The sequence below is a fragment of the Trinickia sp. genome (assembly GCF_051961175.1).
Classification (GTDB): domain Bacteria; phylum Pseudomonadota; class Gammaproteobacteria; order Burkholderiales; family Burkholderiaceae; genus Trinickia.
This window is the reverse complement of record NZ_JBQCDN010000243.1, coordinates 1-12,246: the sequence shown is the minus strand read 5'-3', so window position 1 is coordinate 12,246 and position 12,246 is coordinate 1. Positions and strand designations below refer to the sequence as shown.

General features: G+C 63.7%; 11 protein-coding genes. 7 read left to right on the top strand and 4 right to left on the bottom strand.

Annotation, left to right across the window (positions count from 1 at the left end; translation table 11 throughout):
• The first annotated feature begins 203 nt into the window (after nucleotides 1-203).
• From ACTHL0_RS14910 to yacG, 7 genes are all read left to right on the top strand, one after another.
• Nucleotides 204-1,499, top strand: coding sequence for an HlyC/CorC family transporter (locus tag ACTHL0_RS14910; protein ID WP_440567583.1), 1,296 nt, complete (start codon nucleotides 204-206; stop codon nucleotides 1,497-1,499).
• 107 nt (nucleotides 1,500-1,606) lie between these two features.
• The gene (locus ACTHL0_RS14905) at nucleotides 1,607-2,824 is read left to right on the top strand and encodes a GspE/PulE family protein (RefSeq protein WP_440567582.1); all 1,218 of its coding nucleotides are present in this window, start codon (nucleotides 1,607-1,609) and stop codon (nucleotides 2,822-2,824) included.
• Entirely contained in the window at nucleotides 2,821-3,885 is a 1,065-nt protein-coding gene (locus ACTHL0_RS14900) for a type II secretion system F family protein (protein ID WP_440567581.1), read from the top strand. The genes ACTHL0_RS14905 and ACTHL0_RS14900 overlap by 4 nt, the downstream gene beginning before the upstream one ends.
• A 1-nt stretch (nucleotide 3,886) precedes the next feature.
• Complete coding sequence (locus tag ACTHL0_RS14895) at nucleotides 3,887-4,837, top strand: prepilin peptidase (RefSeq protein WP_440567580.1); 951 nt, start codon at nucleotides 3,887-3,889, stop codon at nucleotides 4,835-4,837.
• 5 nt (nucleotides 4,838-4,842) lie between these two features.
• Entirely contained in the window at nucleotides 4,843-5,454 is a 612-nt protein-coding gene (gene coaE / locus ACTHL0_RS14890) for a dephospho-CoA kinase (RefSeq protein WP_440567579.1), read from the top strand.
• Between the two features lie 178 nt (nucleotides 5,455-5,632).
• Nucleotides 5,633-6,388, top strand: coding sequence for a cell division protein ZapD (gene zapD, locus ACTHL0_RS14885; protein WP_440567578.1), 756 nt, complete (start codon nucleotides 5,633-5,635; stop codon nucleotides 6,386-6,388).
• A 107-nt stretch (nucleotides 6,389-6,495) separates the two neighbouring features.
• On the top strand, nucleotides 6,496-6,687 hold the full coding sequence (yacG, locus tag ACTHL0_RS14880; protein ID WP_440567577.1) for a DNA gyrase inhibitor YacG: 192 nt from the start codon (nucleotides 6,496-6,498) through the stop codon (nucleotides 6,685-6,687).
• A gap of 62 nt (nucleotides 6,688-6,749) precedes the next feature.
• Here yacG and ACTHL0_RS14875 read toward each other — a convergent pair whose 3' ends face one another.
• The 4 genes from ACTHL0_RS14875 to secA all read right to left on the bottom strand — a co-directional run.
• Entirely contained in the window at nucleotides 6,750-7,187 is a 438-nt protein-coding gene (locus tag ACTHL0_RS14875) for an NUDIX domain-containing protein (RefSeq protein WP_440567576.1), read from the bottom strand.
• The gene (locus ACTHL0_RS14870; RefSeq protein ID WP_440567575.1) at nucleotides 7,184-8,053 is read right to left on the bottom strand and encodes an ATP-binding protein; all 870 of its coding nucleotides are present in this window, start codon (nucleotides 8,051-8,053) and stop codon (nucleotides 7,184-7,186) included. The genes ACTHL0_RS14875 and ACTHL0_RS14870 overlap by 4 nt, the downstream gene beginning before the upstream one ends.
• Nucleotides 8,054-8,167: 114 nt before the next feature.
• Complete coding sequence (argJ, locus tag ACTHL0_RS14865) at nucleotides 8,168-9,415, bottom strand: bifunctional glutamate N-acetyltransferase/amino-acid acetyltransferase ArgJ (RefSeq protein ID WP_440567574.1); 1,248 nt, start codon at nucleotides 9,413-9,415, stop codon at nucleotides 8,168-8,170.
• Between the two features lie 15 nt (nucleotides 9,416-9,430).
• Nucleotides 9,431-12,246 (bottom strand): preprotein translocase subunit SecA (gene secA, locus ACTHL0_RS14860; RefSeq protein ID WP_440567573.1); only part of this gene is annotated, 2,816 nt, incomplete at its 5' end.

The following is a 12,246-nucleotide window of genomic DNA, read 5'->3' as shown; positions in this document are numbered from 1 at the left end:
TTTTTGTTTTTGGGCATGGGAAACATCATGCTTGGCGGATAGCGGAACAGGCGCCGACAGGGCTGCAACGACGCGCTCCGGCAAGTGCAAGTTCGCTACTTCTCCCATGCCGGGATTCGGCGCAAGTCCTCGCCCGCCAAGGACCGCCCCACCCGCTCTGCTATATTCTTGCCATCCCTCTCATTCCCACTTCAGCACGACGCGTGGACCAAATTCCCTTGTGGGCGCAAATCAGCGCCGTTTTCGTATTGCTTTTCTGCTCCGGCTTCTTCTCAATTTCCGAGACAGCCATGATGGCGCTCAACCGCCACCGGTTGAAGTACCTCGTTGGAAAAGGGGCGTTCGGGGCGAAGACGACTCAAGGCCTGCTCTCCCGTACCGATCAGCTGCTAGGCGTCGTGCTGATCGGCAATAACCTGCTGAACACGATCATCCCCGTGCTGACGACGTCGATCGCCCTGCGCACGTTCGGACGCGACAACCTCGTTCTCTCGATCGCAACGGGGATCGTCGCGTTCCTCATCATCGTCTTCGCGGAAATCACACCGAAGATCGTCGGCGCGACCTATCCGGAAAAGATCGCGCTGCCCGCCAGCGTCATCATCGCGCCCCTGATGCGCGTGCTCAAGCCGGCGGTCTGGATCGTCAACTTGTTTTCGAACGCCATCCTGCTCGTGCTTCACATCAACACGAAAGGCGGCCGCGAGCAACGGCTGACCACCGAGGAATTGCGCGCGATCGTGGTCGAATCGGGCAGCTTCATGCCGACCAAGCACCGCAGCATCCTGCTCAATCTGTTCGATCTCGAAAACATCTCGGTCGAAGACGTCATGATTCCGCGCCGCCGAATCGAAGCGCTAGACCTCGACGCCCCGTTCGAAGACATCCTGCGTCAGCTGGAAACGTGCTACCACAACAAGCTCATCGTCTATCAGGGCGATATCGACCGTGTGGTGGGCCTCTTGCACGTGCGTAAGACGCTCGCCGCACTGCATAAGCAGGAACTCACCCTGGAGACGTTGCGTGAACTGCTGACCGATCCGTACTTCGTGCCATCGGGCACGCCGGTGTCTCAGCAATTGCAGTACTTCCAGGAAACGCGTCATCGGGCCGCGCTCGTCGTCAACGAGTACGGCGAGCTCGAGGGCCTCGTCACGCCCGAGGACATCATCGAGGAATTGATCGGCGAGTTCACGACGTCGATCCCGCGCAGCGCCAACAGCCGCAGGGGGTGGACGGACAACGGCGAATGCATCGTCGCCGGCAGCATGCCGCTGCGCGAGCTCAACCGCTGGCTGCAAATCGCGCTGCCGACCGACGGTCCCAAGACGCTGAACGGGCTCATCCTCGAAACGCTCGAAGAAATCCCCGAAGGCGACGTTTGCTTGCAGATCGGCGACGTGCAACTCGAAGTGCTGCAAAGCGACGACCAGGCGGTGCGCACCGTCAAGCTGTTCAAGCCGCGCGTGCGCGCCGTCTCCAAGGCTTCCCAAGGCTGATCGCCACATCCTGGAGCGCACTGGCCGAGCGGCCGAATGGTATCCGGAACGCGCGCAGGCGATGATCGCCTGATCGCATTTCACCGCGGCGCAGCGCCGCTTTTCCGATGCCAGCTCCTTCATCGCTTTCTCTACGCGCCGACGCCGCGCTGCCTGACGACGGGCCCGCGGCGCGGCTGTTCGCGGCCACGCTCGATCAAGCAGCACGGCGCGGCGCGTCCGACATCCATGTTGAACCCAACGAGCACGGTTGGCGCATTCGCCTGCGTGTGGACGGCGTGCTCCACGAGTTGCCCAGCCCGCCTTCGCACCTGCGGGACGCATTCATCACGCGCATCAAGGTGCTGGCCCGGCTGGACATCGCCGAGCGGCGCGTTCCACAAGACGGTAGATTGCGGCTCGCCGTCGCACCGGGGGAGATGGAGGACTATCGCGTCAGCGCACTGCCGACGATGCACGGCGAAAAGCTCGCGCTGCGCCGCCTCTTGGCGCTGCCATCCGATTTGTCGCTGGCCTCGCTGGGCTTCGACGCAACGCAAAGGCCGCTGATCGAAGCCGCCATCGGCGCACCGCACGGGCTCATTCTCGTCACGGGGCCGACGGGCAGCGGCAAAACACTTTCGTTGTATGCCTTCCTGCGGCTGCTCAACGTTGCCTCGCGCAATATTTGCACGGTCGAGGATCCTGCGGAAATCCAGTTGGCCGGCGTCAATCAAGTCAGCGTCAGGGAGAAGACAGGGCTGACGTTCGCGGCCGCGCTGCGCGCGCTGCTACGGCAAGATCCCGACGTCATCATGATCGGCGAGATTCGCGATCCCGAAACGGCTGATGTCGCACTGAAGGCCGCCCAGACGGGGCACCTCGTCCTCGCTACGCTGCATACGAACGACGCGCCCGGTGCAATCGGGCGTTTGCGCGACATCGGCGTGGCGTCGTACAACCTCTCGGCCGCCCTGCGGCTCGTCACCGCGCAGCGGCTCGTGCGACGCTTGTGCCCCCATTGCAAAGTACCCGCGCCGATGCCGGCTGCAGTGCTGGCCGCCGCCGGGTTCGCCCGGGAAGTGGCACCTGATTGGACGCCCTATGCCGCGTGCGGATGTCCGGCCTGCCACGGTGCGGGCTATCACGGCCGCATCGGTGTCCATCAAGTGATGGCGCTGTCGCCGGCCATGCGCGATCTCGTGAATGCTGGCGCGAGCGGTCAGACGATCGCCGGTCAGGCCAGGGCCGACGGCATGACGGCCCTGCGCGCCGCAGCGCTGGCGCTCGTTCGCGAAGGCACGACCAGTCTGGCCGAAGCCATCGCCGCCACAGACGCCGCATGACCGGCCGCGCAGAGGCAAAGCCACCGAGAACCACCCCGCGCCAGGTCACGGCATTCGCGCGGCAACTGACGAGCCTGCTGAATGCGGGGCTCCCGCTGGTGCAGGCACTCCATCTCATTGGCCACGCATCGCGCCGCGACGCGATGCCGCGTGTGGCGCATGGATTGGCGCGGCGCATCGCAAACGGAGAACGATTCGCCTCGGCGCTCGCGGCGTATCCTGCGCAATTCGACCGGCTCTTCCGCGAGCTTTCGGCAATCGGCGAGGCGACGGGCACCTTGGCGACCGTTCTGGCTCGCATCGTCGAGCATCGCGAGCGCGCGGCCGCTCAACGCGGCAAACTTCGCACGGCACTCGCCTATCCTTGCACCGTCGCGCTGCTTGCTGCAGCCGTCACGGCCGCGCTGCTGGCTTTCGTCGTGCCCACGTTCGAGCAGGTCTTCGATAGCTTCGGCGCCACACTGCCCGGCCCCACGCGCGCGGTGCTGGCCGCATCGAGCTTTACGCTGCGCCACGGCCCGCCGATATTGGCGGGATTCGGCGTCGTGCTGCTGGTCGTACCGCGCCTCATTCGCCGCTCGTCGCATGCCCGTGCGGTATTCGACCGATTATTGCTGGCGCTTCCCACAGTGGGTCCGCTCATACGCGCCGTCGCGGCCGCGCGCTGGTCGCGCTCGCTCGGCACGCTGCTCGCGGCGGGTACGCCGCTCGCCGATGCCCTGCGCTCGCTCTCGCACGTCACAGGCAATGCGGTGTTCGAGGCAGCGAATGCACAAATCGAAGCTCGGTTGAGGCAGGGCGAACGGCTCGCCCACGCCATGCGCGGCGTCGGCTGCTTTCCCTCGACCCTCGTCGAACCGATCGCCGTCGCGGAGGAATCGAGCGCGCTCGACACGATGCTGCTCGATTGCGCCGCGCTAGCCGAACGCGAGGTCGACGAAAAGCTCGCGCTCGCCTCTGCCTGCGCAGAACCGCTTGTTGTCATCGTGCTCGGGCTCGCCGCCGGCTCGCTCGTCATCGCGCTATATCTGCCCATCATCGAACTGAGCAACGTGGTGTAGCATGCCCCCCATTCGCCACTCGGCCTTGATCACAATCTGCAACGTGTACGCTTCCGTCATCAGCGATCCGCTCTCGCACTTCTCTCTCGGCATCGGCACCGCCTTCGGCGTGCTGCCGCCGGTATGGCAGTTCGCGTTCGCGATCGTATTCGGGCTCGCCATCGGCAGCTTCGTCAACGTGGTGGCACACCGGCTGCCCATCATGCTCGAACGCGCATGGCATCTGGAAATCAGCGAAGCGACCGGGCAACCCGCAACGACGGACGCATTTCCGGCGCGCTACAACCTCTGCGTGCCTCGCAGTGCCTGCCCGCACTGCGGCCACGTGCTACGCGTCCACGAAAACATCCCGGTCCTCAGCTACCTCTTGCTGCGCGGACGATGCGCCGCATGCCGTGCGCCGATCGGCGCGCGCTATCCGCTCATCGAACTCACGAGCGGTGCGCTGGCAGCCGCCGCACTGGCGCTGTACGGCCCAACCGGCACCGGGCTTGCCGCCTTCGGCTTCACCGCTGCGCTGCTCGCCATGAGCGCCATCGATGCTCAAACGCGCCTGTTGCCCGATTCGCTGACGCTGCCGCTGTTGTGGGCCGGCCTCATCGTCAATTTCGGCGATACGTTCGCTACGCTGCATGCCGCTGTCGCAGGTGCGATCGCCGGCTATCTTTTCCTGTGGTGCGTCTATTGGCTGTTTCGCTTCGCGCGCGGCGTGGAAGGGATGGGCTACGGCGATTTCAAGTTGCTCGCGGCGCTCGGCGCGTGGCTCGGGTGGGCGGCGTTGCCGCAGATCGTGCTGATCGCGGCCGTCACCGGTGCCGTGGTGGGTCTCGTTGCGATGGGCTCAGGGCGTCTGCGGTTCGAAGAGCCGCTACCGTTCGGCCCCTTTCTCGCGCTGGGCGGCGTGATCACGCTGTTCAGCGGCACGCCGTTGTTCCATCTGCTGGGGGGCTGAGCGCTATGTTCGCAGTGGGGCTCACGGGCGGCATCGGCAGCGGCAAGTCGACCATCGCCGATCTATTCGCGACGCACGGCGTGACCATTGTCGACACCGATGTCATCGCCCACCGGGTGACGGCACCCAATGGGGCCGCGATGCCGTCGATCGCGCACGTCTTCGGGCCCGGATTCGTCGCGCCCGATGGTTCGCTCGATCGGGCGAAGATGCGGGCGCTCATCTTTTCCGACGATACGGCCAAGGCCCGGCTCGAAGCCATCACGCATCCGCTCATTCGATCTGAAACCGAGCGCGAGCGGGCCGCTGCGCAAGGCCCCTACGCCATGATCGTCGTGCCGTTGCTCGTCGAATCGGGCGCCTGGAAATCGCGTGTCGATCGCGTGCTCGCGGTCGATTGCACCGTCGAAACGCAAATCGCACGCGTCATGCGCCGCAACGGGTTCCCGCGCGAACAGGTGTTGGCCATCATCGAGCGTCAAGCCACGCGGGAGGCGCGGCTGGCCGCGGCCGACGATATCATCATCAACGACAACACCCCGCTCGAGCGGCTGGCACAAGAAGTGCGGCAGCTTCATCAGCAGTATCTCGCGCTCGCCGGCGCGGCACTACCATGACGATTGCGGATGTACCTAAGATATCGGACATGTTGCAGCAACGACCGTACACGTTCGCAGAACGTTCAATCCCCGGAAAAAGCAGCAAAAAGTGCCTGATTCCGCGATTGCGGGGGCCAATTCTGCGCATTAGAATGTGCTGCAATCCCACCACACACGACGTCAGGGGCGAGCGCGCTTGATTCTTTACGAGTATCCGTTCAACGAGCGAATTCGCACGCTGCTGCGCCTCGAAGATTTGTTCGAGCGCTTCACGTTCTTTTTGAGTCAAGACGACGCGCGCGAGCACCATGTCGCGCTGACAACGCTGTTTGAAATTGCGGAAGTCACAGGTCGCGCCGACTTGAAGTCCGATTTGATGAAGGAACTGGAGCGGCAGCGCCAAACGCTGGCGCCGTTCCGTGGCAATCCCGGCATCGAGCAGAACGCGCTGGAAGCCGTGCTCGGTGAAATCGAGCAAACGCTCGCCGGCCTTGCTCAGATGCAAGGCAAGACGGGCCAACACCTGTCGGAAAACGAATGGCTCGCGAGCATTCGCAGCCGCGCGATCATTCCGGGCGGCACCTGCGAGTTCGATCTGCCCTCGTACTACGCGTGGCAGCAACTGCACCCCGATCAGCGCCGGCAAGACATCGCCAAATGGATCGCGCCGCTGCTGCCGCTGCGCGACGCCGCGACGATCGTGCTGCGGCTCGCTCGCGAGTCCGGCCAAGCGTCGAAAGTCATGGCGATGCAGGGCAGCTATCAGCAAATGCTGTCGGGCCGCACGTATCAGCTGATGCAGGTGCGTGTTTCACCCGAGTTGCGTGTGATCCCCGAAGCGAGTGCCAACAAGTACATGCTCTGGGTACGCTTCACGGTACAGGATGGAGATTTGCGTCCACGGTCGGTCGATGTCGACGTGCCGTTCCAATTGACGCTGTGCAGCCTCTAATTCACCGCGCGGGCGCATGCCCGCGCACCCCATTCGCTACCCCGGCCGTCGTCCGCCCAAGCGCATGGCGGCGGCTCGATGACGATTGCCTGACAGCCTGAATTCGTATGGTTACCGTAGTCAAATGTCCGACTTGCGGCAAAGACGTCCGCTGGACGCCCGAGAACCGCTTCCGCCCGTTCTGCTCGGAACGATGCAAACAGATCGATCTCGGTGCGTGGGCCAATGAGAAGTACCGAATCGGCGGCACCGATGAAGACCCGCCCTCGGACGACGACAAGCACGGCGATTTGAACTGACCGTGCGAAAGCGGTCCAGCAGCGGCGTCGCGCGCCACCACCCGCCTTCGTCTTAGTCGCCGTCAATCCGCGGCGAGCAGCTCCAGCACGGGAATGGCGGCAGGGAGCAGCGGCGCGACGTCCACTGGCAGACGCTGCCAGCTGAATGCCTGCCCCTCGCGCCCGTGCGGTTCACCGGTCCACGCCGTCACCTTGCAAAAGTACAGCCGCACGTAGGCGTGCGGATAGTCGTGCTCGAGCGTATGCCAACGATGGCAGGCGGTGAGCGTGATGCCGAGCTCCTCGTGCAGTTCGCGCGTCAACGCCGCTTCGACGCTTTCACCCGGTTCGAGCTTGCCGCCGGGAAACTCCCAGTACCCCTCGTAGGGCTTCCCCACAGGCCGCTGGGCAAGCAAATAACGGCCGTCAGGATGGACAAGCACCCCCACGGCTACCTCGGTAACGGGACGCCCCGTCGGTGAGCGGTCGGCGGCATCCAGGCCGTCTCGTGTCGTTGTCATGCCGCCGTCCTGCGGCCCGACCAGTCGCGGGCGAACTGCCAGGCGACACGGCCCGAACGCGATCCGCGTTCGAGGGCCCAGACGAGCGCATCGCCGCGCGCATTGGCGATGTCGTCGTCCCCACAACCGAAATGACGGAGCCAGTGGCCGACGATGGTGAGGTAATCGTCTTGCTTGAACGGATAGAAGCTCACCCACAGGCCGAAGCGTTCGGACAGCGAAATCTTTTCTTCGACGACTTCGCCGGGATGGATTTCGCCATCGGACGTGTGCTTGTACGACTCGTTGTCGCTCATGTACTCGGGCAGCAGATGGCGGCGGTTCGAGGTGGCGTAGATCAGCACGTTGTCGGACTGCGCCGACACCGAGCCGTCGAGCGCGACCTTCAGCGCCTTGTAGCCCGACTCCCCTTCCTCGAACGACAGATCGTCGCAAAACACGACGAAACGCTCGGGCCTGGATGCGATGAGATCGGTGATATCGCCCAGATCATGCAGATCGTCTTTGTCGACTTCGATCAAACGCAAGCCGTCTTTCGCATAGGCGTTCAGACAGGCTTTGATCAACGACGATTTGCCAGTGCCGCGTGCACCGGTGAGCAAAACGTTGTTCGCCGGCTGCTTATTGACGAACTGGCGCGTGTTCTGCTCGATCAGGGCCTTTTGGCGATCGATGTTCTGCAAATCGGCCAGCGTGATCGACGAAATGGCCGGCACCGGCTGGAGGTAACCGCGGCCCTGACGCTTGCGCCAGCGAAATGCCACGGCGGCCGACCAATCGATGTCGGGCGCCGCCGGCGGCAGCACGGATTCGAGGCGGCCAAGCAGGGCCTCGGCACGGGTCAGAAACTGTTCGAGTTTGTCCATAGCGATGAGCGATGTGACAGATCAGGCGCCGTTAGCCACAGCACAGCACCGTGCAACGCGGCCTGACGCGGCGCCATTGAGGACCACAGCGGCCGCATCGATCGCGGCCGAGTGTCAGGAACGGTAATCGGCGTTGATCGAGACGTAATCGTGCGATAGATCGCAGGTCCAGATAGTCGCCTGGGCGGAACCGCGGCCCAGCAGCACACGAATCGTGATCTCGCTTTCCTTCATGACGCGCTGGCCGTCCTCTTCGCGATAAGCCGGATGCCGGCCGCCAGCCGTTGCGACGTGAACGTCGCCCAGATACAGATCGATCTTCGCGACGTCGAGATCGGCGATGCCCGCGTACCCGATTGCGGCCAGGATGCGGCCGAGGTTCGGATCGGAAGCGTAGAAGGCCGTCTTCACGAGCGGCGAATGACCGATCGCGTAGGCGATCTGGCGGCATTCGCCTTCGTTTGCGCCGCCTTCCACTTGCACCGTCATGAACTTGGTCGCCCCTTCGCCGTCGCGAACGATCAGCTGCGCGAGCGTTTGCGCGAGGTGCACGACCGCATCGCGCAGCGCCGCGTAAGCGGCGGTGGCCGTCGAGGTGATGGCCGGCAGGCTCGACTTGCCGGTCGCGATGAGGATGAACGAGTCGTTCGTCGACGTATCGCCGTCGATCGTGATGCAGTTGAACGAGCGATTGGCCACGTCCTTCACAAGCGTATCCAGCACATCCTGCGAGACCGCGGCGTCGAATGCGAGAAAGCCGAGCATCGTGGCCATGTTCGGCTTGATCATGCCCGCGCCCTTGCTGATGCCCGTGAGCGTGACCGTGTGGCCGTCGATCCCCACCTGAGCCGATGCGGCTTTGGGCAGCGTATCGGTGGTCATGATCGCCTGCGCCGCTTCGTACCAGTGCGCAGGCGCGCGATGTTCGAGCGCCGCAGGCAGCCCGGCCTTGAGCCGATCGACCGGCAGCGGCTCCAGGATCACGCCCGTCGAGAACGGCAGAACTTGTTCCGGTGCGATGCCGGCCAGACGAGCCAATTCAGCGCAGGTTTCGCGCGCGTGCGCGAGGCCCGGCTCGCCGGTGCCCGCGTTGGCATTGCCCGTGTTGACGACGAGCGCGCGAATGCCCTTCCCGCTTTGCGCCGTACGCGCATGGGCGAGATGTTCGCGACAGACCGTCACGGGTGCGGCGCAGAAACGATTCGCCGTGAAGACACCCGCCACCGTCGCGCCTTCGTCGACAGAGATAACGAGGACATCCTTACGGTTGGGCTTGCGGATGTTGGCTTCCGCGAAGCCAAGCGTCACGCCTGCCACCGGATGAAGTTGTGCGGGATCGATCGAAGGAAAATTGACGGCCATGTTCGTGAATATGCGTTAAGCCAGCTTACCGTGACACTGCTTGTATTTCTTGCCGCTACCGCACGGGCAAGGATCGTTGCGGCCCACCTTCGGCATGCCGCCCGCGCCGACAGCCGTGGCCGCGGCCGCCGTGGCAGCCGCCGCGTGCGCGCCATGGCCCATGGCGTGGCCGACCATCTCTTCCGCGGCGGTATCCGTCGAAGCGCCGCCGGCCGCGGCTTCCGCAAACTCGGCGTGGCGGAACTCCACGTTTTCCAGCTGACCGCCTTGTTCTTCGTATTGCTCGACCGCTTCTTCGAGTTGCTCGGGCGACTGGATCTGAACGTTCATGACGATGCGCGTCACTTCCGTCTTCACGATGTTGAGCAACGTCTCGAACAGCTCGAACGCCTCGCGCTTGTACTCTTGCTTCGGGTTTTGCTGCGCATAGCCGCGCAAGTGAATGCCCTGGCGCAGATGGTCGAGCGCGGCGAGGTGTTCACGCCAGCAGCGGTCGAGCGTCTGCAGCATTACCGAGCGCTCGAACGCGCTGAACGCCTCCCGCCCGACAAGCGCGACCTTCGCTTCATACGCTTCATCGGCCGCGCCGATCACGGCTTCGACGATGTCGTCGGCTGCGAGCGACTGCGATTCGTTGATCATCTCCTGCACGGCGAGGTCGAGCTGCCAATCCTTGCGCAGCGCTTCTTCGAGCTCGGGCGCATGCCACTGCTCTTCGATGCTGCCGGCCGGGATGTACTCGTGCACGACGTCGGTGACGACCGCATGGCGCATCGCGGCGATGGTTTCCGTGATGTCGTGCGCTTCCAGCAGCTCGTTGCGCTGCTGATAGATCACCTTGCGCTGATCGTTCGAGACGTCGTCGTATTCCAGCAGTTGCTTACGAATATCGAAGTTGCGCGCTTCCACCTTGCGTTGTGCCGATTCGATCGAGCGCGTGACGATGCCCGCTTCGATCGCTTCGCCCTCGGGCATACGCAGGCGGTCCATAATCGAGCGCACGCGATCGCCCGCGAAAATGCGCAGCAGCGGATCTTCCAGCGAGAGGTAAAAGCGCGAGGAGCCCGGATCGCCCTGGCGGCCCGCACGGCCGCGCAGCTGATTATCGATACGGCGCGATTCGTGGCGTTCGGTGCCGATGATGTGCAAGCCGCCCGCGGCCTTCACGCGATCGTGCAGCGCCTGCCATTCGTCGTGCAGCGCTTGAATGCGCTTGGCTTTTTCATCGGCGGGAATCGATTCGTCCGCCTCGAGCAACGACGCTTGCTTTTCGGCGTTGCCGCCGAGCACGATGTTGGTACCGCGGCCAGCCATGTTGGTCGCGATCGTGATGCGCTTGGGCCGGCCCGCCTCGGCGACGATGCCTGCTTCGCGCGCATGCTGCTTCGCGTTGAGCACTTCGTGGGGCAGGCCCGCCTTCGTCAGCAAATTCGACAGCAGTTCGGAACTTTCGATCGATGTCGTGCCGACGAGCACCGGCTGGTCACGCTCGTAGCATTCGCGGATATCGCGAATGACAGCGTCGTAACGCTCCTTGGCCGTCTTGTAGATCTGATCCTGGCGGTCGATCCGTTTCGGCGGACGGTTCGTGGGGATGACGACCGTTTCGAGACCGTAGATTTCGTTGAATTCGTAGGCTTCCGTATCGGCCGTGCCGGTCATGCCCGACAGCTTCGCGTACATGCGGAAGTAGTTCTGGAACGTGATCGATGCCAGCGTTTGATTTTCGCTCTGGATCTTCACGTGCTCCTTCGCTTCGACGGCTTGATGCAGCCCGTCCGACCAGCGGCGGCCCTGCATCAGGCGGCCCGTGAATTCGTCGACGATGATGACTTCGCCGTTTTGCACGACGTAATGCTGATCGCGGAAGAACAGCGTATGCGCACGCAACGCCGCATAGACGTGGTGCATCAGCGTGATGTTCTGCGCGGCGTAGAGGCTTTCACCCTCGCCGATCAGGCCCCATTCGGCGAGCAAGCGCTCGGCCTTTTCGTGGCCCGACTCCGTCAGGAACACCTGGCGGCCCTTTTCGTCGAGTGTGTAATCGCCCGGCTTTTCGATACCCGTGCCGTCGGCCTTTTCCTCGCCGATCTGTTGCTCGAGCAGCGGCGGCAACGCGTTCATCCGCACGTACAGATCGGTGTGATCTTCGGCTTGACCGGAAATGATGAGCGGGGTGCGCGCTTCGTCGATGAGGATCGAATCCACTTCGTCGACGATCGAGAAATTGAGCTGGCGCTGCACGCGCGCGGTGGTCTCGTAGACCATGTTGTCGCGCAGGTAATCGAAGCCGAATTCGTTGTTCGTGCCGTACGTGATGTCAGCGGCATAGGCCTGCTGCTTCGACTCGTGATCCATCTGCGACAGGTTGATGCCGACGGACAAGCCAAGGAAGTTGTAGAGCTTGGCCATCCATTCGGCGTCGCGCTGAGCCAGGTAATCGTTGACCGTCACCACGTGCACGCCGCGCCCCGACAGCGCGTTCAGGTAGGCGGCCAGCGTGGCGACGAGCGTCTTGCCCTCGCCCGTGCGCATTTCGGCGATCTTGCCGTAGTGCAGCACCATGCCCCCGATCAGCTGCACGTCGAAGTGGCGCATCTTCAGCACGCGGCGGCTCGCCTCGCGGCAGACTGCGAACGCTTCGGGCAACAGCTTGTCGAGCGATTCCCCGCTCGCCACGCGCTGGCGGAATTCGTCCGTTTTGGCGCGCAGTTGGTCGTCCGTCAATTGCTCGATTTGCGGCTCGAGCGCATTGATCACCGCGACGGTCTTTTGATACTGCTTGACGAGACGCTGATTGCGGCTGCCAAAGATCTTTTGGAGAAAACCGG

Excerpts from the sequence above, each read along its gene's own strand:
- ACTHL0_RS14905 (WP_440567582.1), top strand. The coding sequence starts at position 1,607 with ATGCCAGCTCCTTCATCGCTTTCTCTACGCGCCGACGCCGCGCTGCCT.
- ACTHL0_RS14900 (WP_440567581.1), top strand. The coding sequence starts at position 2,821 with ATGACCGGCCGCGCAGAGGCAAAGCCACCGAGAACCACCCCGCGCCAG.
- ACTHL0_RS14895 (WP_440567580.1), top strand. The coding sequence starts at position 3,887 with ATGCCCCCCATTCGCCACTCGGCCTTGATCACAATCTGCAACGTGTAC.
- coaE (WP_440567579.1), top strand. The coding sequence starts at position 4,843 with ATGTTCGCAGTGGGGCTCACGGGCGGCATCGGCAGCGGCAAGTCGACC.
- yacG (WP_440567577.1), top strand. The coding sequence starts at position 6,496 with ATGGTTACCGTAGTCAAATGTCCGACTTGCGGCAAAGACGTCCGCTGG.
- ACTHL0_RS14875 (WP_440567576.1), bottom strand. The coding sequence starts at position 7,187 with ATGACAACGACACGAGACGGCCTGGATGCCGCCGACCGCTCACCGACG.
- ACTHL0_RS14870 (WP_440567575.1), bottom strand. The coding sequence starts at position 8,053 with ATGGACAAACTCGAACAGTTTCTGACCCGTGCCGAGGCCCTGCTTGGC.
- argJ (WP_440567574.1), bottom strand. The coding sequence starts at position 9,415 with ATGGCCGTCAATTTTCCTTCGATCGATCCCGCACAACTTCATCCGGTG.